A 26953-nucleotide genomic window follows, 5' to 3' on the forward strand; every position below is an offset into this window, starting at 1 on the left:
AAACAGGTCTCTGGCGCTGACGCGGCAAGCGCCAGAAGCCAATGTTTTTCAGTGGGCGATGTGCAGACCGCACTCGCGGTTGTCTTCGCCCTTGGTGGGGTCCACGTAGTCGAAGTTGTTGGGCAGGCCATGCTGTTCGCAGTATTCGTACAGATCCTTGGACGACCAGTGCAGCAGCGGCGCCACCTTGATCAACCCGTCGGGGTTGATGCTCACGGGATCCATCTGGGCCCGCACGGCGGTGTCGGTGGCGCGCAGCGCGGTGAACCAGACCTTGGGCGCGGTCTCGCGCAGGGCGCGGGCAAAGGGCTCCAGCTTCACTTCTTCGGTGAAGGCTGCATGGCGGGGATCATCCAGCGCCGGCGTGGCGCCTTCCACGGCTTCGCGGTGGGCGCGGGAGCGGCGCGGCAGGTAGATCTTCAGATTCAGATTCAGCTGCTTGGTGACCGCATCGGCGAACTGGTAGGTGGCTTCGGTGTTGTAGCCGTTGTCCATCCACACCACGGGGACGCCGGGCTGGGCCTGGGCGACCAGGTGCAGGATCACGGCCTCGAACGGGCGGAAGTTGGTGGTGACGATGGTGGGCTGGTTCAAACCCACGGCCCAGCGCACCAGGGCCTGGGCGTCACGGCCCAGCTCGGTGTTGATGCGGGCCAGATCCAGAGCGGGGGCGAGCTGGCTCATGCGTGCTCCTCGGCGAAATGGGGCTTGGTGTGCACGGCATCGGCCTGGTAGTAGCCGCCAAAGCGCTCGAACTGGCGCTGGGCATCGGCCGCATCCACGTCTGCACGCAGCACGGCAGAGCTGAAGCCGGTGCGCTCCATCTGCACCAGCTGGTCGATCAGTACATCGCCGGTGGCGCGGATGTCGCCGGAAAAGCCACGGCGGCGGCGCAGCAGATAGGCCTGGCTGAAGGCGCGGCCATCGGTGAAGTTGGGGAAATGCAGGTCAACCTGGGTGATGCCGTCCAGATTGGCTTCCAGGGCATTCGCATCATTGGCCAGCACCAGCACGCTGGTGTCGCCTTCGGCGGGGCCGGCGTAGGCGGAGTGGGTCAGGATTTGCATAGGGGTTCCTTGTTCTTGTTCTGGCGCTCAGGCTGCCGCTTCTTCCTCTTCGGCGGCCGGGTGGCGCGCGGCCTTGCCGGCTTCCTTGAACGGGTCCAGGCCAATGCGGCGCACGGCATCGATGAAATGCTCGCCGGGCTGGCGCAGGTTGCGGTAGGTGGTCAGCACGGCCTCCAGCACGTCAGGCACTTCGGCGGCACTGAACGAGGGGCCGATCACCTTGCCGGCCACGGCTTCGCCCGACAGGCTGGAGCCGTCCGAGCCACCCAGCGTGACCTGGTACCACTCCTTGCCATCCTTGTCGACGCCCAGAATGCCGATGTGGCCGCTGTGGTGGTGGCCGCAGCTGTTGATGCAGCCGCTGATGTGCAGGTCGATCTCGCCGATGTCGTCCAGCTCGTCCAGGTCCTGGTAGCGCTGTGTGATGGCTTCGGCAATCGGCAGGCTGCGGGCATTGGCCAGAGCGCAGAAGTCGCCGCCGGGGCAGGCGATCATGTCGGTCAGCAGCGCCACGTTGGTGCTGGCCAGACCCAGGGAGCGGGCCGCCTGCCACAGCGCGTGCAGCTGGCTGACCTGCACCCAGGGCAGCATCACGTTCTGGTCGTGGGTCACACGGGCTTCGCCGGCAGAGAAGCGGTCCACCAGCTCGGCCAAGGCATCGAGCTGGTCGCCGGTAGCGTCGCCCGGGGCCTGACCAGCGCGCTTGAAGGACAGCGTCACGGCGCGCAGGCCGGCCAGCTTGTGGGCGTGGACGTTGCGGCTGATCCAGCGCGCAAAAGCGGGCTCCTGCGCGGCCTGGGCAATCAGGGTCTGTTCATCGGCTGCCGCGTCGGCCACGGCGGGCAGTGCGGGCGTGGTGAACATGGCAGCCACGCGGTCGAATTCGGCCTGGGGCACGGTGTGGGGGCCACCGTCTACTTCCACGATCTGGCGGAATTCCTCTTCCACCGCATCGATATAAGCCTGGCCTTCGGCCTTGACCAGAATCTTGATGCGGGCCTTGTACTTGTTGTCACGGCGTCCCAGCTCGTTGTAGACGCGGACGATGGCCTCAATGTAGTTCATGATCTGGTTCCAGGGCAGGAACTCACGGATCACCGTGCCGATCACCGGCGTGCGGCCCATGCCGCCACCCACAAAGACCCGGAAGCCCACTTCGCCGGCTGCGTTCTTGAGCACATGCAGGCCCACATCGTGCCAGCCGGTGGCAGCACGGTCTTCGGCGGCTCCGGTGATGGCGATCTTGAACTTGCGCGGCAGGAAGGCGAATTCCGGATGCAGCGTGGTCCACTGGCGCAGAATTTCTGCGTAGGGGCGGGGGTCGACCGCCTCGTCGGGCGCAATGCCGGCCAGCGCGTCGGTGGTGGTGTTGCGGATGCAGTTGCCGCTGGTCTGGATGCCGTGCAGGTTCACGGAAGCCAGCAGGTCCATCACATCGGCGGCCTTGGACAGCGGAATCCAGTTGAACTGCACATTGGTGCGCGTGGTGAAGTGGGCGCAGTGCGTGGGCAGGAAGGTCGTGCCCAGCTTGCCCTGGCCTTCCATGGCGGCCTTGAACACGGCGGCTTCGGGTTCGTCGTACTCGCGGGCGACGCGGGCCAGCACGCGGATCTGGTCGGAATTGATTTCCCCATAGGGCACGGCCACACGCAGCATGGGGGCGTAGCGCTGCACGTACCAGCCGTTTTGCAGGCGCAGCGGGCGGAAGTCATCTTCCGGGAGCTTACCGCTTTGCCAGCGCTCCAGCTGGTCTCGGAACTGGTCAGCGCGCTGCTGGACGAAGGCTTTGTCGAAGTCGGTGTATTGGTACATGGCTACGGTGCTTGCGTGGGGGGCACGGGCCGTGCATGCGATGCCGGCCTGGCTCTATGGGGCCGCACTGTAGAGAAAGCTTATATGGAAACAAACTATTGTTTTCTCCTTCATGTATATCTGTTTGTGTATATAGAACTGTCGTGCACGCTGACTAGCGCTGACAAGCGGTGCAAAAAAGCCCGCGCAAGGCGGGCTGGATGGGCCAAGTAGGGCTTCAGGCGGCCTGCATGTGCCAGCCAACTGGATACGGACGGTCAAGACGACCGGACAAAGCGCGAAGGCGCTGGTGGCACAGGGGGGCCCGGCGCTCAGAACGGCTTGGCGCCCATGATGGCGGCCGTGGCCAGCAGGAACACCAGTTGCAGCACCAGCACCAGGCGGCGGGTGCTGGGGTTGGGTGCAGTCAGCAGCCGCTTGGCAATGCCGCAGCACACGCCGTGCACCACGTACAGGATCAGGCCGATGTAGGGATACATCATCTGCTGCCAGGGGCCGACAAAGGTGACGGCCAGGCCGGTGAGCGCAGCCAGGCCGCCAAAGACCCGGGTGAAGACATAGCAGAGCGTGGCCTTGCGTGCGGGCAGTGGCTTCCAGGCCAGTGCAGTGAACAGCAGGGCGCACAGCAGGGTCAGCACGGCCAGCAGCATGTGGGAATGTTTGAGAGCGATGTACATGGGGTGATACGGTGTGGAAGTTCTTATGAAAACAGGAGCTTGCTGTGCACTGTTGGTATGGTTCTGCAGACTATTTTGCGTGGAAAAAATGCTTGCAGCTGCCAGTCAGCTATCTGTGGGCGGTGCTGCGGCGGCGCTGGCCGTGGTGCGCAGCGTCTCCAGGTGGATGCTGGTTTCGGAGTGGCTGATGCCCTTGATCAGGCGGATGCGCTCCAGCGCCCGCGCCAGTTCGGGCAGGGTGGTCACCTGCAGCTCGGCCAGCAGGTCCCACTGGCCGTTGGTGGCGTGCAGGGCCTGCACGGCGGGTTCGCCCAGCAAGGTGGCGGTCACCCTGCGTGCGTCATTGCCTTCGATGGCAATGCTCATCCAGGCCTGCAGTCCGCCGGTCTCGGCTTCGGGTTTGAGGCGCAGCGTATAGCCCACGATCACGCCTTCGTCTTCCAGGCGGCGCAAACGGTTGGTCACGGTGCCGCGCGACACCTGCAGCCGCGCGGCCAAGGTGGCCACGCTTTCACGGGCGTTGTGGCGCAGCAGGGCAATCAGGCGCTGGTCGATCTGATCCAGATTGGACATAGTGGCAACGATGGCTATCGATATGGCAGATTTTTGCCGATTTTGAACAGTTTTTGGCGATATGAATTGCCGCTGGCCTGTGTCACGCTCATGCCATCTCTTCCGCGCACCCTGGGTGCTGCTTTGCCGGAGGCAATTTTCATGACTGCACTGACCGCTGTACACCGCCTGCCGAGCGCCCAGGTACACACCGACTTCCTGAGCGCCACCGATGCCGCGCGCCTAGTGGCGCGTGTCGGCGTGGTCGAATGCGTGCGCTGCATCACCCAGGCGCTGGAGGCCGACTTCGGCCGCTGGAACGACTTTGACAAGACCGCACGCATGGCAGCCCATTCCGCGCAGGGTGTGATCGAACTCATGCCCGTGGCCGATGCGCACGATTACGCCTTCAAATACGTCAACGGCCACCCCGTCAACACCCAGCACGGCTTGCCCACGGTGATGGCTTTTGGCGCGCTGGCCGATGTGGCCACCGGCATGCCGCGCTTTGTCAGCGAACTGACGCTGACCACGGCCTTGCGCACCGCCGCCACCTCGGTCATGGTAGCGCGCACGCTGGCCCGGCCTGGCAGCCACCGCATGGCATTGATCGGCAACGGCGCCCAAAGCGAATTCCAGGCCTTGGCGTTTATCGATCAATTGGGGGTGCGTGAACTGCGGCTGTTCGATGTGGACCGTGCCGCCAGCGCCAAGCTGCAGCGCAACCTGGCACCGTTTGCGGCCCTGTATGGGGTTGAGGTGCAGATGGTGGACAGCGTGCATGCGGCGGTGCAGGGCGCCGATGTGGTCACCACCGTCACCGCCGACAAGCGCAATGCCGTGGTGCTGGACGCCAGCGCACTGGCGCCGGGCATGCACATCAACGCCGTGGGCGGGGACTGCCCCGGCAAGACCGAGCTGGATGCCGAGGTGCTGGCACGCAGCAGCGTCTTTGTCGAATATGAACCCCAGACCCGGCTGGAGGGTGAGCTGCAGCAGATGCCGGCCGACTTTGCCGTGACCGAGTTCTGGCGGGTGCTGAGCGGCGCAGCGCCCGGCCGGGTGTCGGATGCCCAGATCACCCTGTTTGATTCCGTGGGCTTTGCGCTGGAAGATTATTCCGCCCTGCGCACCATGCAGGCGCTGGGCCGGGAGGCGGGGCTGCTGTCGCGCATCGAGCTGGTGCCCACGCTGGCAGACCCCAAGGATTTGTTTGCCCTGCTGCACCAGGGTGAGGATATGCACCAGGCAACGCCGCCCTCCGTGGAGCGCGCGGCCTGGCACAAAGTGGCGTGAGGATGGAAATGCTTCAGAAAGACGAGTTGGCTGTGCAGGTGCACCAGGCCGTGACGCTGATCGGTGTGCCCACGGACGTGGGCGCGGGGCGCCTGGGTGCTGCCATGGGGCCGGATGCCCTGCGCGTGGCCCAGCTGGGCCCGGCCTTGGCGCATTTTGGCGTGGATGTGCAGGACATCGGCAATCTGGCCGGCCCGCCCAATCCGCGCGGTGCACGCGATGCGCAAGGCCTGCGCAACTATGCCGAATGCCAGGCCTGGAACCAGGCCACGCACGACACCGTGCTGGCGCAGCTGCAGGCCGGGCGCATGCCCATCATGCTGGGCGGCGACCACACGCTGGCCACCGGTTCCATCAGCGCCGTGGCGCGCCACTGCCGTATGGCGGGCAAGCGCCTGCGCGTGCTGTGGCTGGATGCCCATGCCGACTGCAACCTGCCCGACATCAGCCCTACCGGCAATCTGCACGGCATGCCCGTGGCCAGCCTGTGCGGTCACGGTCCGGCTCCGCTGGCCGGCATGGCCGGCTTCACGCCCGCGCTGCAGGGGCCAGACATCTGCCAGATCGGCCTGCGCAGCGTGGATGAGGTGGAAAAACGCATGATCCAGCGCCTGGGTCTGGAAGTGTTCGATATGCGTGCCATTGACGAACAAGGCATGCGCGCCGTGATGCAGCAGGCCCTGGCCGGGCTGGAGGGACCTGAAGGCGCCGATGTGCACCTGCACCTGAGCTTTGATGTGGACTTTCTGGACCCCGAAATCGCTCCCGGCACCGGCACCACCGTGCGCGGCGGCCCGAACTACCGCGAAGCCCAGCTGTGCATGGAAATGATTGCCGACACCGGCCGCCTGGCATCGCTGGATATTGTGGAGTTGAACCCGGCGCTGGACATCCGCAACCAGACGGCCGAGCTGGTGGTGGATCTGGTGGAAAGCCTGTTCGGCAAGAGCACGCTGGTGCGCTAGTGCGAAGCAGCCCGGGCTGACGTGGTTCCGCTCCGTCGCCCCATCCCGTCTCACCATCTGCGTTCCGGCATTCCCGGTGCGCTGCCGCAGGACGCCGTAGCGGCGTCCTTGCAGCTGCGCTACTCAGCCGCGCCGCTGCAGCCGTTCCGTTCCCAGGTGCAGCGCCAGCTTGGCGTCCAGCGGCAGTGGTTCACCGTGCAGGCGCGCGGCCAGCAGCTCGCCGCAGAGGATGGACAGCGTCAGCCCGCGTGCGCCCAGGGCGGTGAGGGCCCACAGGCCTGTCAGGTTCTCCCCAGTGCTGGCTGAGCCAGCCCCCGGGGCTGCAGAGCCCACCGCGTGCGCAGGTGCCGCCGGCCCCACCGGCCCCACGATCGGCAGCCGGTCGTGGCTGGCCACCCGCACCCGGCCCCAGGTCGGGCTGCAGCGGGCATCTTGCGGGTCAAACCAGGGGGCCATGGCTGCGCCGCTGGCGGGCAGCAGTGTGGACAGCTTGCCGTGGTTCACCGCGTGGGCGGCCGCCTGGTCGGCTGCGGAGATGGGCATGGCGGTCACATCGCGCTCGAAGGTGGAGCCCATGACCCAGATTTCACCATGCTGCGGGTCTTGCGGCTGTGGAATATGGGTGACCAGATTGCCATTGCCGTTGACCGGGAAGGGCGGCAGGGCGCTGGCGTTGTCTGCGGTGTGCAGCCCCCAGCTGATCTGCCCGCGGATGGGTTGCAGCGGCCATGGTTGCCGGTGCGGCAGTAAGTCAGCCGTGGCGGGGCCGCAGGCCAGTACCGCCAGGTCGGCCTCGGCCAGGATGCGGCCGTCTGCGTCCAGCGCCTGCCAGCGGCCATCTGCGCTGCGCTGCAGGCGGGCCACCACGGCATGCGCCTGCACACGGATCTGCGGGTGATGCAACTGGGCCTGCACCAGCTGGGCCGGGCGCACCCAGCCGGCTTGCTGGTGCCAGCAGGCCACGGTGTCCGGTGGGAGGCCGGCCCGGGACAGCTGGGTGGCGCTGGCGCTGTGGCTCCAATCGTCCCCCGGGCCGCCGGCCCAACTGGCCGGAAGGCCGGTGCCGCCGTCGGTGCAATGCTCCAGCACGCCGCTGTGGCCCCAGTCCGTGCCTTCCTGGCACAGGTCGCGCAGGCGCTGCAGCGTCTGGCGCACCCCGTTGCGTGACAGGCGCGAGAGCACACTGTCATCGGGCGATACATGCGGGCAGAACAGGCCGGCAGGCAGGCCGGAGGCGCCGTCCGCCGGGCCGTCACCGGCGACCAGCACCTGCACCTGCCAGCCACGCAGCGCCAGGCTGTGGGCGGCGGCACTGCCGGCCAGGCCGGCGCCCACCACCAAGGCCGTGCCGGCTTGGGCCACCGGGGATGGACCCGTCTGGGCGCGCACGCGCGGTTCCCAGGCCGGGTTGAAGCAGGCCTGCAGGTTGTCGCGCTTGGGGGGCACGCCAGGCACCTTGCGCACTTCAAAGCCGCATTGCGCCAGCTGGTCGCGCACCGCGCGCGCAATGGTCCAGGTGGCCAGTTGCGTGCCGCGCCGGCAGTGGCGGGCCAGGGCTTTCAGGGTGTGGGCATCCCAGATGCCGGGGTTGGCGCTGGGGCTGAAACCGTCCAGGTAGATGCTGTCGGCCACCGTGGTCTGCTGGCGCAGCATGGCCTGGGCATCGCCAATCCACAGCGTCAGCTGCACGCGGCCGTCTTCAAAGCCCAGGCGGTGCACACCGGGCAGCAGACCATGAAAGCGCGCGGCCAGCTGTTCGGCCAGCGGGCGCAGCAGGGGATCGGTGGGGGCAGCGCGCAGCAGATCGGCGGCGCTGACCGGGTAGGCCTCGACCGAGGTGAAATGCAGCATGCGCGGGCGCTGCGGATCGGCCTTCCAGGCCGCCCAGGTCACCAGAAAGTTCAGGCCCATGCCAAAGCCGGTCTCCAGCACGCGCCACTGTGCCTGGTCGGCCCAGGCCGCAGGCAGGCCACAGCCTGCCAGAAACACCTGGCGCGCCTGGTTCAGTCCCCCGAGTTCGCTGTGGTAGCGGTCCTCAAAACGGGGGCTGTAAGGAGTGCCATCGGGCAGCCAGGCAATCGGTTCGGACATGGGGGCAGGGTTCAGAGGAGTAAGACTAGGGGGCGCCCGGGCCGATACGGCCCAGGGCCTGCCGGGCAGGGCGGACGCCGCGCCACAGGGATCCGCTCAGTCCCAGCGTTGCTGGTAGGAAAACGTGGGCAGCCGCCAGTGAAAGCGGATGGCGGCCAGCCGGAACAGCAGCCCGCCCGCAAAGCACACCAGGGTGCTGATGTTGGGGCCGACATCCAGCGCGCGCAGGCCCAGGAACAGCAGGCAGACGGCCAGGGACACGCTGGCATACAGCTCGCGGCGGAAGACCACCGGCACCTGGTTGCACAGCACGTCGCGCAGAATGCCGCCGCTGATGCCGGTGATCATACCGGCCATCACCACCACCACGCCGGGGTAGCCCAGCTCCAGCGCCACATTGCAGCCGATCAGCGAGAAGGCGATCAGGCCCATGGCGTCCAGCAGCAGGAACACCTGCTTGAGGTGGATCATGTAGCGTGCCACCACCGTGGTCAGCAGGCCGGCGGAAATCACCAGGTACACATATTCGGGGTGCTGCGTCCAGCCAATGGGGTAGTGGCCCAGCACCATGTCGCGGATGGTGCCGCCGCCCAGTGCGGTGACGAAGGCGATCACGACCACACCAAAGATGTCCATGTTGCGGCGGCCTGCCGCCAGTGCGCCGGACATGGCTTCGGCCGTGATGGCGATCAGGTAGATCACCAGCATGACGGTGAGATTGGACAGCTGGAACGATTCCAGCAGGGAAACAGATGGAAGCATGGCGGACCCATACGTGAAAAAACCAGGCCTGGATGCTGTCCATGGCCTGGCGCGCCTCTCCCGCTGTCCTTTGTACCTGAGAGTTGCGTGCGCGCAGCCCGGTGCTGCGGCACTTGCCCCTTCGGTGAGCCGGGCCGGGTGGCACGGGCTGCTCTCCAGTTGGCGAATCTTTGCTGCGGTACGTCGGCCTGAGCGATTATGGGAGTTTGCGCCTTCGGCGGAGGCCGGCTGTGCAGCTGCCTCGCTCTCCCGCAGAAAACGGCGATTCTAGGCGCTTTTGTGCAGCGCAGAGGCCGCAGGGGCGTTGGTGCGGGGGAAGCTGCTTGCGAGCAGCGGGCAAAAGAAAGCCCCAGAGCCTGAAGCGCTGGGGCGGGTCTTCACGCAGCGCCCACAGCATCGCGTGGGCACGCTGCAATTACTGCGCGCTGGGGGGCGGCACAAAGCCGGCTGCGGCATCGGCGCCGGCACCGAAGAAGTGGTTTTCCATCTGGCGGGCCAGGTACTGGCGGGCGCGGGCGTCGGCCAGGTTCAGGCGGTTTTCGTTGACCAGCATGGTCTGGTGCTTGAGCCAGTCGGCCCAGGCTTGCTTGCTCACGCTTTCGAAAATGCGCTTGCCCAGCTCGCCGGGGTAGGGCGGAAAGTCCAGGCCTTCAGCGTCTTGGCCGAGCTTGATGCAGTGAACGGTACGTGCCATGGGGGAAATCCTGTCTACGGATGTTTTGGTAATAACAAACTGAAATCTTATTGGTTTCAGTTTTGAGGGTGGCATTCCAGAATGCACAGCAACGGAGCGAGAAGCCGTTTGACAACGCAACCAGAATCACCGAGACCCTCAATGACAAATCGCCGCCACTTTATCAAGTTTCCCCTGCTTGCCAGCCTTTTGACCGGCTTGACCCTCGGCGCTCTGCCGGCTCTCCCCGCACTGGCCCAGCAGCAGGTGACGCTGCTGAATGTCTCCTACGACCCGACGCGCGAACTGTACGTGCAATACAACCAGGCCTTCGCCAAGTACTGGAAGGCCAAGGCCGGCCAGGATGTGACGATCAAGCAGTCGCACGGCGGCTCGGGCAAGCAGGCCCGCTCGGTGATCGACGGCCTGGATGCCGACGTGGTGACCCTGGGTCTGGCTCCGGACGTGGATGCCCTGGTCAAGCACGGCGGTCTGGTGGCGGCCGACTGGCAAAAGCGCCTGCCGCACAACTCGGCACCTTACACCTCGACCATCATCTTCCTGGTCAAGAAGGGAAACCCCAAGGGCATCAAGGACTGGGATGACCTGATCAAGCCCGGCGTGTCGGTGATCACCCCCAACCCCAAGACGTCGGCTGGCGCCCAGTGGAACTACCTGGCTGCCTGGGAATACGGCAAGCGCAAGTTCGGCGGCGAAGCCGGCGCCAAGGACTATGTGAAGAAGGTCTACGGCAATGTGCCCGTGCTGGACACCGGCGCGCGCGGCTCCACCATCACCTTTGCCCAGCGCAATGTGGGCGATGTGCTGCTGGCCTGGGAAAACGAAGCCTTCCTGGTACTCAAGGAGTTTGGTGCCGAGAAGTTCCAGATCGTGGTGCCTTCCGTCAGCATCGTGGCCGAACCCACCGTCTCCGTGGTGGACAAGAACGCCGACAAGAAGGGCACCCGCGCCGTGGCCGAGGAGTACCTGAAGTACCTGTACTCGGACGAAGGCCAGGACATCGCCGGCAAGAACTACTACCGTCCCACCTCGGAAAAGGCGCGGGCCAAATACGCAGCCCAGTTCCCCAAGCTGGATCTGTTCACCATCGACCAGGCCTTTGGCGGCTGGTCCAATGCCGGCAAGCACTTTGTGGATGGCGGCAGCTTCGATCAGATCTACACCAAGAAGTAAGCACCACGCGGCGGGGTGGCGCACGTCACCCCGCTGCACTCAACCAAGGAGCATGCCATGCAAGCACAGCCTGCCTACCAGCCTTATTTGAAAAGCAATCTCGCCCCGCGCGGCAAGGCGCCGCAGGAGCAGGTGCGCCAGCTGCTGCTGGTCACCGCCCGGCAATGGGGGGTGCGGGCCATGGCACAGCAGGCGGCATCAGTGGCACGGCCCTGCTGGCAGGCAGGTTGAGCCTGCCCGCTCCCACATCGCGTTCGTAGGGGTTGATGCCTTGTTCTTCCGAAAGGAAGGCAAGGCTTTTTTGCATGGGACCTGCAGACAGGTGGTTGCACAGGCATTTTGTGTGCGCCTTCTATTGCACTGCAGCATAGTTTGGTGGCGCAGAAAGCGTGCAGGGCTGGAAACACCTTGCACTGCACAGTTCTGTAAACGAAAAAATACGAACCGGAGCGCGGCAGATGCGTGAAAACGGCGTGCCAAAAAATAAAGCCTGCAGCGCAAACTGCAGGCTTTTAAAAAAGAAACTGATTGAAGTTGAACTCGCTTTGAATAAGCTTGGTGATGGCCATCCAAGCTTGTTCTCGCATAGGTTCCAAACCGCAGGGCCTGCACGGTCTACCAATCGGACTCTCCCCCCTCTCGGAATCCCATGAATATTGCACACTGCGATTTGGAGCCTGAATATTAACCGATTTCTTCCCATAGGATTTCTATATGTCAGGGGAATGAAAAATCTCTGATGAAAAGCAACAAACCGTACCGAGTTAAGCAAACCGTCAGTTTGGCGTGAGCGCGGTGTGCAATATGCACTGCGCCAATGCCGGGGTGTGAAACCGTCAGCGCATTATCGGCGCGGCCCGGGTGGGCCGTGCCTGTGCACACCCAGGAGCAGCCCCGTGGCGCCGGGGCTGCTCCTGGCCGTTGAGGCGGCCTGATCCCCGCGCTTGACACCTTGGAAGGCGCCAGGGCGCGAAGGGCAGGGGATGCCGGTTACGCCATGGTCATCAGGCTGGCATTGCCGCCAGCGGCGGCGGTGTTTACACTGACGGCACGCTCCAGCAGCAGGCGTTCCAGTGGTACCGGCGCCGTGGCGTCGGCCAGGTGGCAGCAGCCCACCAGCGGTCCGCTGCGCTGGGCCAGGGCCTGCAGCAGGCTTTGCAGGCTGGCGGCGCTGCCTTGGTGCAAGACCACATCCACTTCGGTCTGGGCCAGGGCGCCGTCGTCCACCAGTTGCACGCGGGTTTGCACGGCTTCCGGCAGGCGGCTGTGCAGCAGCGCATGCTGGCTGCTCCACAGCGCCTGGCTGCCCACGGCCAGCACCGCGGCCAGCTGGCGCAGCAAGGCGATGTCGCTGTCCGCCTGGCACAGCACCTGGGCACGCGGCAGCAACTGGTAGGTGTTGCGTTCACCGGTGGGGCCGGGCAGGGCATAGCGCAGGCCCGCAGGGGACTGGGCGGGCAGTTCCTGACCATAGGCGTGCACGGCTTCCAGTGCCGGCTGCAATGCCGACCAGCGGGACAAGGCATGCAGGGCTTCGGGTTGCTGGACGCTGTCGATAGCCGGGCTGCAGGCGCGCTCCAGCAGGGGGCGCAGCCGGCCGGGATGGCGGGCCAGCAGGCGCAAAAGGTACAGCGGGCCACCGGCCTTGGGGCCCGTGCCCGACAGGCCTTCGCCGCCAAAGGGCTGCACGCCCACCACGGCCCCCACCATATTGCGGTTCACATACAGATTGCCGGCGTGGGCGCGCGCCAGCACGGCCTCCACGGTTTCGTCGATGCGGGTGTGCAGGCCCTGGGTCAGGCCATAGCCGGTGGCGGCGATCTGGTCCAGCAACTGGGGCAGCCGGTCACGGCGGTAGCGCAGCACATGCAGCACGGGGCCGAAGACTTCGCGCTGCAGCTCACTGATGGCGTCAATCTCGATCAGCGTGGGCGCCACGAACGTACCGTTGCCATCCACCGCCGGAGACAGCGGTGCCTGCGTGGTGCGGTGGCCCTTGGCCTGCATGGCGGCAATATGCTGGCGGATGCCGGCTTGCGCTTCGGCGTCGATCACCGGCCCCACATCGGTGGACAGGGCGGCGGGGTTGCCGCTGGCCAGCTCCTGCATGGCGCCGCGCAGCATTTCCAGCACGCGGGGCGCGGCGTCTTCCTGCACGCACAGCACGCGCAGGGCCGAGCAGCGCTGGCCGGCACTGTCAAACGCGCTGCTCAGCACATCGCCCACCACCTGTTCGACCAGCGCGGAAGAGTCCACGATCATGGCGTTCTGGCCGCCGGTTTCGGCAATCAGCACCACCGGTTGGCCGTCCGGGCGCAGGCGCTGGGCCACGCTGCGCTGCAGCAGGCGCGCCACCTCGGTGGAGCCGGTGAACAGCACACCTTGCACGCGGGCATCGGCCACCAGGGTGGCGCCCACGGTCTCGCCCGCGCCGGGCAGCAGTTGCAGTGCCGGTGCAGGGATGCCGGATTGCAGCATCAGCTGCGTGGCCAGGTGGGCGACCAGCGGGGTCTGTTCGGCCGGCTTGGCCAGCACGGTGTTGCCAGCGGCCAGGGCCGCGGCAATCTGGCCGGTGAAGATGGCCAGCGGAAAGTTCCAGGGGCTGATGCACACCACCGGGCCCAGCGGAATGTGGGTGGCGTTGGAGAAGTCACGCTGGACCTGGGCGGCGTAGTAGCGCAGAAAGTCCACGGCCTCGCGCACTTCGGCCACGGCATTGGCCGAGGTCTTGCCGGCCTCGCGCTGCAGCAGGGCGATGAACTGGGGCAGCTGTGCCTCATAGGCGTCGGCGCAGGCCTGCAGCAGGCGGGCACGCTCGGTGGTGGACGTGCGTGCCCAGTCGGCGGCGCCGGCATGGGCGGCCTGCAGTGCCTGCTCCACTTCCGCCAGCGTGGCATCGCGCACTGTCCCCAGCGGGTCGCCGTGGTCGGCGGGGTTGCGCACGGCCACGGGCAGGGGGGCGGACGGCGCTGTGTCGGCAGGCAGGGCCAGCAGCGGCTGGGCATGCCAGCTGGCGCCCAGTGCCTGCTCCATGGCGGCTTGCAGCTCGGGCAGCACGGTGTCGCTGCTCAGATCCAGGCCTTGCGAATTGGCGCGTTGCGGGCCGTAGAGCTGGCCGGGCAGGGGAATGCGCGGGTGGTGTGCGCCCACGCTGCCTTCGTGGATGGTGGACTGGTCCACGACGGTGACGGGGGAAACCGCCAGTTCGTGCAGGGACAGCAGGGGGTCGGCAATGCGGTGCACGAACGAGCTGTTCGCGCCGTTTTCCAGCAGGCGGCGCACCAGGTAGGCCAGCAGCGTTTCGTGTGTGCCAACCGGGGCGTAGATGCGGCAGGGGCGGCCCAGCGGGCCCACCACCTGTTCGTACAGTGATTCGCCCATGCCGTGCAGGCACTGGAATTCATACTGGCCGCGCTGGTAGCTGGCGGGTTCGGCCATCTGGTAGATGCTGGCCAGGGTCTGCGCGTTGTGGGTGGCGAACTGGGGGTAGACCGCGTCGGGTGCCGCCAGCAGCTTGCGTGCGCATGCCAGGTAGGACACGTCGGTGTGCACCTTGCGGGTGTAGACCGGGTAGTCGGTCAGGCCGTCGATCTGGGCGCGCTTGATCTCGCTGTCCCAGTAGGCGCCCTTGACCAGGCGGACCATCAGCCGGTGGCCGGTGCGGCGTGCCAGATCGACCACATGGTCGATCACGAACGGGCAGCGCTTCTGGTAGGCCTGAATGACAAAGCCCAGGCCGTTCCAGCCCGCCAGCGATGGGGCCAGGCACAGGGCCTCCAGCAGGTCGAGGGAAATCTCCAGGCGGTCGGCCTCTTCCGCATCGATGTTCATGCCGATGTCGTACTGCCGGGCCAGTTCGGCCAGCTGCAGCACGCGTGGCAGCAGCTCGGTCATCACACGGGCGTACTGTGCGCGGCTGTAGCGCGGATGCAGGGCGCTGAGCTTGATGGAGATGCCCGGCCCTTCATAGATGCCGCGCCCGGCCGATGCCTTGCCGATGGCGTGTATGGCATCCACGTAGGACTGCATATAGCGCGCTGCATCGTCCTCGGTCAGTGCGGCTTCGCCCAGCATGTCATAGGAATAGCGAAAGCCCTGCGCTTCCAGGCGGCGGGCGTTGTTCAGTGCCTCGCCAATGGTCTCGCCGGTCACAAACTGCTCGCCCATCATGCGCATGGCCATGTCCACGCCTTTGCGCACCAGGGGCTCGCCGCCCTTGGAGGTGAGCTTGGCCAGTGCCGTGCCCAGGCTGCCTTCGCTGTGCGTGGCCACCAGCTTGCCCGTCAGCAGCAGGCCCCAGGCCGCGGCATTGACGAACAGCGAGGGGCTTTTGCCCAGGTGGCTTTGCCAGTCGCCGTCGCGGATCTTGTCGCGGATCAGGGCATCGCGGGTGGCGCTGTCGGGAATGCGCAGCAGCGCTTCGGCCAGGCACATCAGTGCAATGCCTTCCTGGCTGGAGAGCGAGAATTCCTGCAGCAAACCCTGCACCAGCCCGCTTTTGCCGCTGCCGGCCTTGCGTGCGCGCAGCTGCTGGGCCAGTTGCAGTGCCATGTCCTGCACCGCCTGGGCGGTGGCAGCGGGCAGACGGGCCTGCTCCAGCAGCGGGGCCACGGCCTGGGGCTCGGGAATGCGGCAGGCGGCGGTGATGGCGGCACGCAAAGGCGTGGCGGGGGCCGGACCGGTCGCAAAATGGCGAACCGCATCGACGGTGGTCATGGCAGAAACAGCGCCGGCAGGCAGGGGGCTGGACATGGAAGGCTCCCAGAGAACTGGATGGTTAATGAATTGCGCGATGATTTCCGAAAATGTGACGAATAAAATTCTGAAAAATGACAGACGCAACGAACAATTCACCAAGCGATGCCGATGAAGGCCTGCAGCAGGACAGCGGCCTGGACCGCATCGACCGGCGCATTCTTGCCATCCTGCAGGACGATGGCCGCATCTCCAACCTGAAATTGGCCGAACGCGTGGCCCTGTCGCCCACCGCCGTGCTGGCCCGTGTGCAGCGCCTGACGCGCGAAAAGTTCATCCTGGGCTACGAAGCCCGGTTGAACCCCCAGAAGCTGGGGGTCGGCATGTTGGTGTTTGTGGAAGTGCTGCTGGACCGCACCACGCCCAATGTGTTCGATGAATTCAAAGCCGCCGTGCAGGTGCATCCCGAGGTGATGGAATGCCATATGGTGGCCGGCGGCTTTGACTATCTGCTCAAGACCCGCATGGCCGACATGCACGCCTACCGCGCGTTCGCAGGCCGCGTGCTGTGGCAGCTGCCCGGCGTTCGCGAGACGCGCACCTATGCGGTGATGGAAGAGGTCAAGGACGAGGCACGGCTGCCGATGCGCTGAGCAGCGGCGGGCCCCGACCTGTCCGGCCCGTCGCACCATGGCTGGTGCGGGCTCTTCAGGCCGCCGTCGAGCGACGAAGGCCGCGAAGGCACCGGCAGTCTCCGTGTCCGAGGTTGGAATGGATCGGCGGGTGATCCGTTTCAGTGCAGTCCGGCTTTGTCCAGCCCGAACATCTGGTCCTTCGAGCCCGGCAGGTTGCGAAAGGCCACATTGAGGCGGTTCCAGCCGTTGATGGCCACCACGCGGAAGGTGAGCTCGGAGAGCTCGGTGTCCTCGAAGTGCTCGCGGGCGGCGGCATAGAGTTCGTCCGGGACCCCTTCGCCCTGGATCCTCGTCAGCGCTTCGGTCCAGGCCAGGGCCATGCGCTCTTGCGGCGTGAACAGCGTGGACTCCCGCCAGATGGTTAGGTGGTGCAGGCGCAGCTCGCGTTCGCCGTGGAGCCTGGCCTGCTTGACGTGCATGTCGAGGCAGAAGGCACATCCGTTCAGTTGCGAAGCACGAATGTCCACCAGCAGGGCGAGGCCCTGGTCCAGCTTGCCGGCCATGCCGAACGCGAGATATTTCCTGAACAGGTCGGGCGAGGTTTGCATGTAGTCGAGGCGTGGCGAATGTGCAGTCATGGTCATTTCCTTGGTACAGGTTGGCGTACCGGGCTTGCAGCAAGCGCGGTACATGAACAAGACGACAGGGCCGGGTGCTTTGTGACATGCGCACCGGATTTTTCTAATCCTGCACCGCCTGCTTCTGCACGATCCCGGCCAGCTTGTCCGGGTTGCGCTGTATGTAGAGTGCGCCGATGCGGCTTTCTGCCCCGGTGGCAGGGGTGAGAGTGATGGTCTGCACTGGTGCGCCATGGTTGTGATCGTCCACGATCAGGCAGCCAGGCAGACCATTGACCACGGTCGGCACAATGCGCCAGCCACGGTTGTGCTCCAGCTTCGCCCAGCCGATCAGGGCCTTGGCAATGCCGACGCTGCCGCGCAGCGGCCTGGTGATTGCGCTGACCTTGCCGCCGCCATCGGCCACCATCACCGCGTCGCTTGCCAGCACCTGCGCCAATGCGTGGATGTCCCGGGTGCGTATGGCCTGGGCAAAGGCTGCGGCCAGGCGCTGGCGCTCCTCGTCGGCAACTTCGCAGCGTGCGTAGCCCGCCTTGATGTGCCGGCGTGCCCGGCTGACCAGCTGGCGGCAGGCGTCGGTGCCGCGGTCGAGATGGCGGCCGATCTCTTCGTACTCCAAATCGAACACGTCGTGCAGCAGGAAGGCTGCACGCTCCAGCGGTGACAGGCGCTCCAGCGCCAGCATGAAGGCCACCGAGACGTCCTGGGCAAATTCCGTCTGCCGCTCGGGACTGGGGGCCCAGCCAAACAGCAGGTCGTCCTCGAGCAGCGGCTCGGGCAGCCAGATGCCTATGTACTGTTCGCGCCGCACCGCTGCCGACCCCAGCTTGTCGAGGCACAGATTGGTGGTCAGGCGTGACAGGTAGGCGCCCGGATTGTCGATCCCGCTCTCGTCCACCTCGACCCAGCGCAGCCAGGTGTCCTGCACGATGTCTTCTGCCTCCGCGCGCGAGCCCAGCATGCGATAGGCCAGCGCCCGCAGCCTGCGTGCATGTTCGGCGTCATAGCGGCGTGCGCGTTCGTCGGGAGAGTAGGAATTTTTCTGGATCACGGGTGCGGTCTCTCGGCTCGCCCCAAGCGGGCGCACCAGTATGACGACATAGCCTTCATGGGTGTGACATGAACGGCCGCGCTGTGACTCCGGCGGCCGGGAACAGCTGGCGCATGGCCCTGCGGGGTCAGCAGGCGGTATGCCGACCGGCTGGTGCAGGCTCTTGTCCTGTCCCTCTTTCCCAGAAGCCGTCGCAGGGGCAGGCGAATAGGTACCACATGAGACAATCGCGCCACCATGAGTGACCAGAACGACAAGATTTCCCCCGATACCGAGTACGCCGCCATGCCCGCCGCCGACCCCAACCTGCCCGAGGGCTGGCTGGAGGTGGTGTCCATGGACATGGAGGCCAAGGGTGTGGCCCGCAAGCCCGACGGCAAGGTGGTGTTCATTGACGGCGCCCTGCCGACCGAGCTGGTCACGGCCAATGTGCACCGCAAGAAGAACAACTGGGAAGCCGCCAGCCTGCGCGAGATCCACCGCGAATCCGCGCAGCGGGTGAAGCCCGGCTGCCCCAACGCCGGCCTGCACGAAGGTGCCTGCGGCGGCTGCAAGATGCAGCACATGCATGTCGCAGCCCAGGTGGCCGTCAAGCAGCGCGTGCTGGAAGACAATCTGTGGCACCTGGGCAAGGTGAAGCCTGAAACCCTGTTGCGCCCCATCGAAGGCCCGACCTGGGGCTACCGCTACCGCGCCCGCCTGTCGGTGCGCTATGTGATCAAGAAGGGCAAGGTGCTGGTGGGCTTCCATGAGCGCAAGAGCCGCTATATTGCCGACATGGAAACCTGCAAGGTGCTGCCGCCCCATGTGGATGCCATGCTGATGCCCATGCGGGCACTGATTGCCAGCCTGGATGCGCGCGAGACCTGCCCGCAGATCGAAGTAGCCTGCGGCGACGACGTGACGGCCCTGGTGCTGCGCCACCTGGAGCCCTTGAGCGACGCCGACCTGCAGCGTTTGCGTGACTTCGGCACGCAGTACGACGTGCAGTGGTGGCTGCAGCCCAAGGGGCCGGACACCGTGCACCTGATGGAGCAGGGCGGTACCCAGCTGGCGTATTCCCTGCCGGACTTCGGCATCACCATGCCGTTCAAGCCAACCGACTTCACCCAGGTGAATCCGCACATCAACCGCGTGCTGGTGACGCGTTCACTGCGCCTGCTGGCGGCGCAGAAGACCGATCGCGTGATTGACTGGTTCTGCGGTCTGGGCAACTTCACATTGCCGCTGGCGACGATGGCGGGCGAGGTGCTGGGCATTGAAGGCTCGGACGCGCTGGTGCAGCGCTCGCACGAAAACCTGGCGGCCAACAATGCGGCCCGCGCCGACGGCGACAAGCTGGCGCCCACCACGTTCGTGGCCCGCAACCTGTTCAATATGACGCCCGCCATCCTGATGGCCGACGGCAATGCCGACAAATGGCTGGTGGATCCTCCCCGCGAAGGTGCGTTTGCGCTGGCCAAGGCGCTGGCCGACATCCACCAGATCCGCATTGGAGCCAAGCAGACCGGTGTGGCCACCGAGGAGCAGCCCGATCTGCTGCCGCCGCTGCCCGAAGGCCATGAGAACTGGACGTTCCCCGAGCGCATCGTGTATGTGAGCTGCAGCCCCGCCACGCTGGCGCGCGATGCCGGCCTGCTGGTGCACCAGGCGGGTTACCGCTGCGTGACGGCGGGCGTGGTGAACATGTTCCCGCACACGGCCCACGTGGAATCGATGGCGGTGTTCGAGCGCGCTTGAGCTTGAGACCGGGCGGGGGCCGGATCGTGTTCCCCGGCACAGGACAGCGCCAGCCACAAAAAAAGCCCCGGTAACGGGGCTTTTTTGCGTCTGCGGCCGTGCGGCAGGCCATGGGTGACGCCGACAGGATCCCGGCAGGCCGCACGGCGGAAGGTGGCCGCCAGCGTCCGCGGGCTTCAGCTGCGGTCGCGGCTTTCGGTTTCGACGCCGTCGTTGTCCGAGCGGTTGCGGCGTTGCACGGGTTTCTGCGTGAAGACCGAGGGTGTGCCTTCGATCTTGAATTCGCGCATGTAGCTGTCCATGTCCTTCCAGCCTTCAAACACCAGACCCTTGGGGGACTTGGGGTTCAGGGCGTAGCAGTCTTCCAGTCCGCGCATGGCGTGGCGGCATGCACCGCCAATGGCGCGGGCTTCGCTTTCCTTGGCGACGGTGCGCGGATCCGGGCCGAGGCCGGGGATTTCATTGCAACCGGCCAGCAGCGCGCTGAACGCGCACATTGCCAGCAGGGTCGGGCGAAAGGAGTGGTGGATTTGGGGCATCTTGTCCCCATTATCGGCAGCTGCACCGGAATATTGAGTGCTTTTTACATGCTGCAGAGATGGCGCATCAGCAGGTGGTCTGACGGCGATGGAGCCAGCTGACACAGCGGTCAAAAAAAGAGCCACCGGCCAAGCTGGCCTGGGGATCTTGATCCGGGTGCAGGCCCTGGCGGGTGGCGCTCAGGCGGGGCGGCAGGGCAGGCTGCGTTCAACAGCCTGCCGCAGCAGACCGATTTACCAGCCCCACAGCAGGCTGCGTGCCACCCAGCCCTGGGTGCCGCTGGGGCTGCGCACCTTGGCCCAGCCGGCACGCTTTTCCAGCGTGCGCACCACTTCATGCTGTTCCAGCTTGCCGATCACGCGGTGGTTGGCGCCCGGGCCGTTGCGCAGATTGGCGGTACGGGCCTTGACCACATGGTGGGCCTGCGTGCTGGTGTTGGGGCGGTAGACCCAGCCCAGGGCGGATTCGTAGTCCCGCACTTTCAGCCAGTTGCCCTGGCGCGCAGTGACCTGCAGCGGGTAGCCCTTGGACAGCTCCCATTGGACCTGGGCGCGCGCCTGGGGTTGGGCGCGCACATTGGCGCTGTTGCCCTTGACGCTGACAAACTCCGGTGCCCGGGCGGCACTGGGCAGGGCGGTCCAGCTGGCGGCCAGGGTGGCAGCCACCAGCAGGGCGTGGGGAAGTGATGAACGGATGGAACGGTGAACGCGGTGTAGGGCGGCGGTGAACACGCGGCAAAGACTCCTGTGCGGGTGGTGCGCGGTGCCGCTGTCTGCCCTCAAGCCAGCCAATCGGGCGCCGCGCTGTGGATGGATGCTGCACCCGTCGGGGCCATGCCTGCCGGGGTGCATCTCTGGCTGGAGTGCCGCGCTGCGCCGAAAGTTCCCGGAAATTCAGGCGCTGTGGCGCTCTGCGGGGGTGGAGCCTGCTATGGAAGTTGTTGCGCGTGTGGTCCAGGCCAGTACAAAGCACAGCGCTAGCGTGGGCAGGGCTGCACCGGTCTGTGGCAGCCAGTGGGCAATGGCGTGGTAGCAGGCAATGCCGGCCAGCCACAGTCCGATCGACACCGGGTGCAGCGGGCGGGCGCCGGCCATCCAGTGGGCGGCGGCCTGGGCGCGGTCGGCGGCAGACTGGAACGCCAGGCGCCCGAGAATGACGCCGAACATGGGCACAAAGATGGAGCTGAGCGTCAGCAGGAACGGCTCGATGCTGTGCATGGGCAGCACCAGGGCCAGGGCGGTGCACAGGGCGGTGAGCAGCAGACCCCAGCGGCGCACGCTCCAGGCCGGCAGCAGGCTGTGCAGCGCCAGGCTGCCGGAATAGGTGTCGCCATAGGCGTTGTCCACCTCGTCGATCAGGATCAGTGTCAGCGCAATCAGGCCGCCCTGGGCCAGCAGCAAGGCGGTGAGCAAGTCCTGCGACGGCAGGGTCAGCGCCACCAGCACGCCCAGGCCATAGCACCAGCAGTTGGCCACGGCAAAGCCCAGCCAGGTGCCGCGCAGCGCGCTGCCGCCGCTTTTGCCATGGCGGGCGTAGTCGGCCACCAGTGGCAGCCAGGAGATGGGCATGGCAATCACCAGGTCCATGGCCGACAGCCAGGACATGCCGCCTTCGCCCCGGCGTTGCCACAGGCTGTCCCAGCCGATGGCGCTGGCGCGCTCGGCAAAATGCCAGCTCAGCCACAGCAGCGAGAGCACGACCAAGGGCAGTGCGATGCGTGCAATCAGTTTGCGCACCAGCTGGATCATGGAGCCGCTGATCATCAGCGCCACCACCGCACCCCACAGGGCCGTGGCGCCCAGCATCCAGCCCAGGCCGGACTGGCCGCTGATGGCCAGCGTGGCGTCGCGCATCACCACCAGCTCGAACGTGCCCCAGCCCATCAGCTGGACCAGGTTCAGCGCGATCGGCAGCTTGGCAAAGTGGCTGCCATAGACATGGTGCATCAGCGCCGCACTGCCCAGGCCGGTATCGCAGCCGATCTTGGCGACCCAGGCCAGCAGGCCGGCGCCGACGATGGAGCCCAGCACAATGGTCCACAGGGCTTCGCGCAGGCCCAGGGCCGGCACCAGATAGGCGCCCACCTGCATCACCAGCAGGCCCACCCCCAGGCTGAACCACAGGGAGGCGTGGTCGTGGGTGGCGAATACCCGTTCGCTGGCGGCCACCTGCGTGAGTGCCTGGTTGTGCGCCGGACTGTGCCCGGCAGCGTTGGAAGAGGGAGAAGAAGACATGGATGCTCCGTATCGATACGAAGCAGGGCGCGTGGCCAGCGTGGTGCGCGGGCGGGCTGCGCAGGGGAGTCCCTGGCGGCTGGCTGGCACCGAGATGGTTCGGCTTCCCTGCGCGAGGATGATCTCGATGCGCACCATCGATCCTCTCGGACCGGTGGTGCGCGAAACAGGTTCAAAGGGTGTGATCTCAGCCCATGCCCTGCGGCACGGACACCCCTAGCGGTTGCAGTCCGCCAAGACTGCGGCGGCGATTGTACGGGAGCACCCGCGCCGCCCATGTATATGGCAACAGGCGCCGCAGGGGCAGGCCTGGGGAGGATGGGCCTGGCAAGGGCGGGGAGTGCGAGAGCAGGCCGCGCAAGCGCATGAACGCAAAAAACAGCGCGCAATTGCAGCGCGAACCGATTCGGGTCGGAAAACTTGGCTACAATCACGGCTTCGCTTCTGAAGTGTTTCACCCAGTCCCTTGTGCCCTGGGACACCAGGAAAAGACTTCAAAAGCGGCTTCAAAAAAAGTTGCTGATTTTGTTTTTAGCACTCATTTTTGTAGCGTACAATCTAGTTTCTGTCGGAATGTAGCGCAGCCTGGTAGCGCACTTGCATGGGGTGCAAGGGGTCGCGAGTTCGAATCCCGCCATTCCGACCATTTATAAAAGCAAAAGGGCTAGCAACAATGTTGCTGGCCCTTTTGGCGTCTGAGACTTGATTTTTTTGTATTGACAACATGGCCAGCAACCGGCCCGTGCCGACCGCTACGCCAACACCCGACGGGTAGTGCATATTTATGATCGAAGGTTTGATTGCAGGTCGCCTGACGGGTACGCCCGAAGAGCGCACCGACCGTTTTGGCAAGCTGTTCATGGTGGCGCGCATGCGCGCCACAGCCAATGACGGCAGCAGTCTGTTTGTGAACGTGGTGGCGTTCGATCCCGTGCCGTGCAACCAGCTGCGTGAACTGGAAGAGGGCGACGCCGTGAGCCTGACCGGCCCCATGACCCCCAAGGTGTGGACCGACCGCCAGGGCGTGAACCACGCCGCGTTGGATGTGGTGGCCTACCGGGTGCTGGCCCTGCCGGTCAAGCAAGCGGTCCAGGACTACAACTGAGCGCAGTGCGCTGCTGATGGGCATGGTCCCGCGTCAGTCAGTGCCGGCATTTTTTAAGGTATGCAGCACATGCATGCCGCAGAAAGCCCGCAGACCGCAGACGGTTGGCGCAGCCGCAGCGGTCTGTACCGATGCCTGGGGTGTCCCGGCGCTTTATGCCTTTTATCGATATGCATCGGAAAAAGCATTCTGAGCTGCAGGCCTGGAAGCGGGGTACATTGCTGGTTTTTCCCAAGCTCTGAGAGATACCCGTGAACAAGCGCCATTTCTTCCGCAATGCCCTGGCCGTGGCCGCTGTCGCCACCCTGTCGCTGGTGGCCCAGGCCCAAGACAAAGTGATCAAGATCGGCGTCACCGCCGGCCCCCACGCCCAGCTGATGGAGCAGGTCAAGAAAGTGGCCGAGCGCGACGGTCTGAAGCTGCAGGTGGTGGAGTTCAGCGATTACGTGCAGCCCAACGCGGCCCTGGTCTCCGGTGATCTGGATGCCAACAGCTACCAGCACAAGCCATATCTGGATGCCCAGATCAAGGACCGTGGCTACAAGCTGGTGAGCGTGGCACCCACGGTCAACTTCCCGATCGGCCTGTATTCCAAGAAGGTCAAGCGCCTGGAAGACCTGAAGTCCGGCGCCAAGTTCGGCATTCCCAACGATCCCACCAACGGTGGCCGCGTGCTGCTGCTGCTGCAGGACAAGGGTCTGATCAAGCTCAAGCCCAACGTCGGCCTGAAGGCCACGCCGCTGGACGTGGTGGAAAATCCCAAGAAGCTGCGCTTTGTGGAGCTGGATGCGGCCCAGCTGGCGCGTTCGCTGGACGATCTGGATGCCTCGGCCATCAACACCAACTTCGCCATTGCCGCCGGCATGAGTCCGAAGAAGGACGCCATCACGCTGGAGCGCGCAGACAATCCCTATGTGAACATCATCGTGGTGCGTGAAGCCGACAAGGCCCAGCCCTGGGTGGCCAAACTGGTCAAGGCCTACCACTCGGACGAAATCCGCCAGTTCATCGACAAGGAGTTCAAGGGCTCCGTGGCTGCAGGCTTCTGATCGCGGTCAAGGCCTTCGACGTTCCACTGCCGAATCCCACCCCCGTCCGCAGCCGGTCTGCGGCAGGGGAATGAAAAAGCTGCCAGGTGCATACCGGGCAGCTTTTTTTGTGTCTGCGCGCAGCAGCGTGCCTGTGCGTGCGTGAGTGGGGGGGGCGTGCAGGTGGTCGGTGCCTACAGTTTGTGGTGTCCGCATCCGGCGCTGCCGGTGTGCTCAGGGGTTCAGCGCGCGCTGCGTTCCTGGGCGGTGTCGATGGCATCGACGATGGCTGCGCCGGTGGACTGCACGCCGGGGCGGTCAAAGCCGGGGCCGGGGGTCACATTGGGATTGGCCAGCAGGCGGGCGCGCACCTCCTGGGCTTTTTGCATGTCAGCCGGCAGGGGCGGGCTGGTGGGGCGGGCCGCGGCCGGGGGGGCCGTGGCGCGGCGGTAGGCATCGAACTGTTGCTGCTGCTGGCGCTGTTCCTGCGCTTCCTGGCGCCAGTGGTTGCTGAGGAAATAGCCCAGCGCAAACATGCACAGCACGGCCACCAGGCTGATGGAGACCGCGGTCAGTACCCAGTTCTCATCACTGGCGCGGCGGGGTTTGTGGGCGATGTACTGCGGCATGGCGATCTCGGGAAAAGCAACTGGTGCGCAACGCGGGCGTGGCACGCAAGCTAATGTAATTCGAGTTGGAACTGGATTGAATGCCTGGGGTTTGTGCGACGGATGGGTTGAGGTGGGGTGAGATGGCGCTCGTCTGTGGAAAAAAGCCTGCCACAGGACTGGAAGCGCCGCCTTGATGCATGCCAAGTGGGGGCTTGTGGCATCGCGAACGGCGATGGGTGGGGTGGCCGCGCTGGCGTCGGTGACCCCGTGGAGATGGGGTGCAGGATCTCTGATGTGTGAGGGTTGCGCCTTCTGTGGCTTCTTTTGTGCGCAAAGATCTATTTCTGCACGCAAAAAGTGCGTGGGGTGGCGGTGTGGCGGCAGCAGGCGCGGGCGGAGACGCTCTGCAGGATTTCCGACGGGCGGCATGGGGCTCGCGTCTGGGTGCGGGCCCCAGGGAAGACGCCATCGTGGATGCAGCGGGCGCTGTCTAGAATTTGCCGCTTCGTATCTGGAGACATACAAGGATTCCCCCCATGAGCATGTTCCGCCGTTCCTTTATCGCCACCTGCGCGGGTACCGCCCTCGCGCTGTCTGCCGGGGCCGTCATGGCCGCAGGCAAGGAAGTGAAGCTGGGTTACGCCCTGCCGCAAACCTCGCACTATGGCGCCGGCGCCAATGGCTGGTCGCAGGCCATCGAGAAGTCGCTGGGCGGCAAGTTCAGCTTCAAGCAGTTCCCCGCCAGTGCCCTGGGCGGTGAGCGCGAGCTGATCGAAGGCCTGCAACTGGGCACCGTGGAGGCGGCCATCGTCTCCACCGGTGCCTTGAGCAACTTCGTCAACGAAGTGGGCGTGGTGGACATTCCCTTCCTGTTCCGTGACACGGCCCATGCCCGTGCCGTGCTGGACGGCAAGTTCGGCCAGGACCTGCTGGCCAAGTTCCAGCAGCGCGGCCTAGTGGCGCTGGCCTGGGGTGAGCAGGGCTTCCGCCACCTGACCAACAACAAGCACGCCGTCAAGAGTGTGGCGGACATGAAGGGCCTGAAGATCCGCGTGACGGAGAACCCGGTGCACATCACCGCTTTCCGCACCCTGGGTGCATCGCCCACGCCCATGAGCTGGCCTGAGGTGATCAGCGCACTGCAGCAAGGCACCATCGACGGCCAGGAGAACCCGATCTCCGTGCTGGCCTCGACCAAGCTGTGGGAGGTGCAAAAGCACCTTACACTGACGGCTCACGTGTATGCGCCGGTCGTGTTCATCATGTCGCCCAGCTTCTGGGGTGGCCTGAGCGATGCGGAAAAAGCCGCCTTTACCCAAGGCGCGAAGTCCGGTGCTGCAGCCTCCCGCGCCTTTGTGGACGCTGTGGAGAAAAAGGGTGTGGAAGAGGCCAAGAGCCATGGCATGCAGGTCGTCGACAAGGTGGACCAGGCTGCTTTCCGCACCGCCCTGGAGCCTGCCTACCAGCAGTACGCCAAGAAGTTCGGTCAAAAGACGCTGGACACCATCGCGAACGTGAAGTAAGTAGCACGCGCAGTTTGCGACTGCACTGCAGGCCTGCGTCCTCTGGAAAGAGGGCCGCGGGCCG

At 65.6% G+C, this 26953-nt stretch carries 24 protein-coding genes, 1 tRNA gene and 1 riboswitch; of the genes, 10 read left to right on the top strand and 15 right to left on the bottom strand.

Going from position 1 to position 26953, the window contains the following annotated elements:
* Positions 1-48: 48 nt before the first annotated feature.
* The 5 genes from KW830_RS17810 to KW830_RS17830 form a co-directional block, all read right to left on the bottom strand.
* Positions 49-684: a phosphoadenosine phosphosulfate reductase family protein gene (locus KW830_RS17810; RefSeq protein WP_066535355.1), complete on the bottom strand. Its 636-nt coding sequence runs from the start codon at positions 682-684 to the stop codon at positions 49-51.
* On the bottom strand, positions 681-1067 hold the full coding sequence (locus KW830_RS17815; RefSeq protein ID WP_218333904.1) for a DUF934 domain-containing protein: 387 nt from the start codon (positions 1065-1067) through the stop codon (positions 681-683). The genes KW830_RS17810 and KW830_RS17815 overlap by 4 nt, the downstream gene beginning before the upstream one ends.
* A gap of 27 nt (positions 1068-1094) precedes the next feature.
* The gene (locus KW830_RS17820; RefSeq protein ID WP_218333905.1) at positions 1095-2879 is read right to left on the bottom strand and encodes a nitrite/sulfite reductase; all 1785 of its coding nucleotides are present in this window, start codon (positions 2877-2879) and stop codon (positions 1095-1097) included.
* Positions 2880-3190: 311 nt separating this feature from the next.
* Positions 3191-3556, bottom strand: a complete 366-nt coding sequence (locus tag KW830_RS17825) for a hypothetical protein (RefSeq protein WP_218333906.1) — start codon at positions 3554-3556, stop codon at positions 3191-3193.
* Positions 3557-3661: 105 nt separating this feature from the next.
* On the bottom strand, positions 3662-4120 hold the full coding sequence (locus KW830_RS17830; protein WP_218334051.1) for an Lrp/AsnC family transcriptional regulator: 459 nt from the start codon (positions 4118-4120) through the stop codon (positions 3662-3664).
* 150 nt (positions 4121-4270) lie between these two features.
* Here KW830_RS17830 and KW830_RS17835 point away from each other — a divergent pair, with 150 nt between their 5' ends.
* Together KW830_RS17835 and rocF are read left to right on the top strand one after the other, a co-directional pair.
* On the top strand, positions 4271-5404 hold the full coding sequence (locus tag KW830_RS17835) for an ornithine cyclodeaminase (protein ID WP_218333907.1): 1134 nt from the start codon (positions 4271-4273) through the stop codon (positions 5402-5404).
* Between the two features lie 8 nt (positions 5405-5412).
* Positions 5413-6369 (top strand): arginase, encoded by a 957-nt coding sequence (rocF, locus tag KW830_RS17840; RefSeq protein ID WP_218333908.1) that lies wholly within the window; start codon positions 5413-5415, stop codon positions 6367-6369.
* A gap of 123 nt (positions 6370-6492) precedes the next feature.
* Here rocF and mnmC read toward each other — a convergent pair whose 3' ends face one another.
* The 3 genes from mnmC to KW830_RS17855 form a co-directional block, all read right to left on the bottom strand.
* Positions 6493-8460 carry an FAD-dependent 5-carboxymethylaminomethyl-2-thiouridine(34) oxidoreductase MnmC gene (gene mnmC / locus KW830_RS17845; RefSeq protein ID WP_218333909.1) on the bottom strand — a complete coding sequence of 656 codons (1968 nt, stop codon included), beginning with the start codon at positions 8458-8460 and terminating at the stop codon, positions 6493-6495.
* A 96-nt stretch (positions 8461-8556) separates the two neighbouring features.
* Positions 8557-9222 (bottom strand): trimeric intracellular cation channel family protein, encoded by a 666-nt coding sequence (locus KW830_RS17850; RefSeq protein ID WP_066535340.1) that lies wholly within the window; start codon positions 9220-9222, stop codon positions 8557-8559.
* Between the two features lie 166 nt (positions 9223-9388).
* Positions 9389-9484: riboswitch (glycine riboswitch) on the bottom strand.
* A 153-nt stretch (positions 9485-9637) separates the two neighbouring features.
* Positions 9638-9916, bottom strand: a complete 279-nt coding sequence (locus KW830_RS17855) for an oxidative damage protection protein (RefSeq protein ID WP_066535337.1) — start codon at positions 9914-9916, stop codon at positions 9638-9640.
* A gap of 141 nt (positions 9917-10057) precedes the next feature.
* On the opposite strand from KW830_RS17855, the gene KW830_RS17860 reads away from it, so the two are divergent.
* Positions 10058-11089 (top strand): sulfate ABC transporter substrate-binding protein, encoded by a 1032-nt coding sequence (locus KW830_RS17860; RefSeq protein WP_218333910.1) that lies wholly within the window; start codon positions 10058-10060, stop codon positions 11087-11089.
* A gap of 57 nt (positions 11090-11146) precedes the next feature.
* Positions 11147-11320: a hypothetical protein gene (locus KW830_RS17865; protein ID WP_172591829.1), complete on the top strand. Its 174-nt coding sequence runs from the start codon at positions 11147-11149 to the stop codon at positions 11318-11320.
* 759 nt (positions 11321-12079) lie between these two features.
* On the opposite strand, the gene putA is transcribed toward KW830_RS17865, so the two are convergent.
* Complete coding sequence (gene putA, locus KW830_RS17870; RefSeq protein WP_218334052.1) at positions 12080-15805, bottom strand: trifunctional transcriptional regulator/proline dehydrogenase/L-glutamate gamma-semialdehyde dehydrogenase; 3726 nt, start codon at positions 15803-15805, stop codon at positions 12080-12082.
* Positions 15806-15918: 113 nt separating this feature from the next.
* Between putA and KW830_RS17875 the strand changes: the two genes are divergently transcribed.
* Positions 15919-16437 (top strand): Lrp/AsnC ligand binding domain-containing protein, encoded by a 519-nt coding sequence (locus tag KW830_RS17875; RefSeq protein ID WP_280024289.1) that lies wholly within the window; start codon positions 15919-15921, stop codon positions 16435-16437.
* 140 nt (positions 16438-16577) lie between these two features.
* Here the strand turns inward: KW830_RS17875 and KW830_RS17880 are convergent, their stop codons facing one another.
* Positions 16578-17063: a carboxymuconolactone decarboxylase family protein gene (locus KW830_RS17880; RefSeq protein ID WP_218333911.1), complete on the bottom strand. Its 486-nt coding sequence runs from the start codon at positions 17061-17063 to the stop codon at positions 16578-16580.
* 97 nt (positions 17064-17160) lie between these two features.
* On the bottom strand, positions 17161-18108 hold the full coding sequence (sigJ, locus tag KW830_RS17885; RefSeq protein WP_218333912.1) for an RNA polymerase sigma factor SigJ: 948 nt from the start codon (positions 18106-18108) through the stop codon (positions 17161-17163).
* Between the two features lie 285 nt (positions 18109-18393).
* Between sigJ and rlmD the strand changes: the two genes are divergently transcribed.
* Positions 18394-19848, top strand: a complete 1455-nt coding sequence (rlmD, locus tag KW830_RS17890) for a 23S rRNA (uracil(1939)-C(5))-methyltransferase RlmD (protein WP_098066364.1) — start codon at positions 18394-18396, stop codon at positions 19846-19848.
* Positions 19849-20024: 176 nt separating this feature from the next.
* On the opposite strand, the gene KW830_RS17895 is transcribed toward rlmD, so the two are convergent.
* From KW830_RS17895 to KW830_RS17905, 3 genes are all read right to left on the bottom strand, one after another.
* Entirely contained in the window at positions 20025-20387 is a 363-nt protein-coding gene (locus KW830_RS17895; protein WP_066535322.1) for a hypothetical protein, read from the bottom strand.
* Positions 20388-20621: 234 nt separating this feature from the next.
* Positions 20622-21053 (bottom strand): SH3 domain-containing protein, encoded by a 432-nt coding sequence (locus KW830_RS17900; protein WP_283338732.1) that lies wholly within the window; start codon positions 21051-21053, stop codon positions 20622-20624.
* A 228-nt stretch (positions 21054-21281) separates the two neighbouring features.
* On the bottom strand, positions 21282-22622 hold the full coding sequence (locus tag KW830_RS17905) for a cytosine permease (RefSeq protein WP_218333914.1): 1341 nt from the start codon (positions 22620-22622) through the stop codon (positions 21282-21284).
* A gap of 569 nt (positions 22623-23191) precedes the next feature.
* Here KW830_RS17905 and KW830_RS17910 point away from each other — a divergent pair.
* The 3 genes from KW830_RS17910 to KW830_RS17920 all read left to right on the top strand — a co-directional run bounded on the left by KW830_RS17910 (position 23192) and on the right by KW830_RS17920 (position 24776).
* Positions 23192-23268: transfer RNA gene (locus tag KW830_RS17910), tRNA-Pro, on the top strand.
* A 138-nt stretch (positions 23269-23406) separates the two neighbouring features.
* A complete protein-coding gene (locus KW830_RS17915) occupies positions 23407-23727 on the top strand; it encodes a single-stranded DNA-binding protein (protein ID WP_066535317.1) in 321 nt (106 codons plus the stop codon).
* Positions 23728-23972: 245 nt separating this feature from the next.
* Entirely contained in the window at positions 23973-24776 is an 804-nt protein-coding gene (locus KW830_RS17920; RefSeq protein ID WP_066535315.1) for a MetQ/NlpA family ABC transporter substrate-binding protein, read from the top strand.
* 221 nt (positions 24777-24997) lie between these two features.
* Here KW830_RS17920 and KW830_RS17925 read toward each other — a convergent pair whose 3' ends face one another.
* Positions 24998-25384, bottom strand: coding sequence for a hypothetical protein (locus tag KW830_RS17925; protein ID WP_066535313.1), 387 nt, complete (start codon positions 25382-25384; stop codon positions 24998-25000).
* 518 nt (positions 25385-25902) lie between these two features.
* Between KW830_RS17925 and KW830_RS17930 the strand changes: the two genes are divergently transcribed.
* A complete protein-coding gene (locus tag KW830_RS17930) occupies positions 25903-26889 on the top strand; it encodes a TRAP transporter substrate-binding protein (RefSeq protein ID WP_066535310.1) in 987 nt (328 codons plus the stop codon).
* Positions 26890-26953 lie beyond the last annotated feature (64 nt).

It is taken from the genome of Comamonas sp. CMM03 (assembly GCF_019218715.1).
GTDB classification, from domain to species: Bacteria; Pseudomonadota; Gammaproteobacteria; order Burkholderiales; family Burkholderiaceae_C; genus Comamonas; species Comamonas terrigena.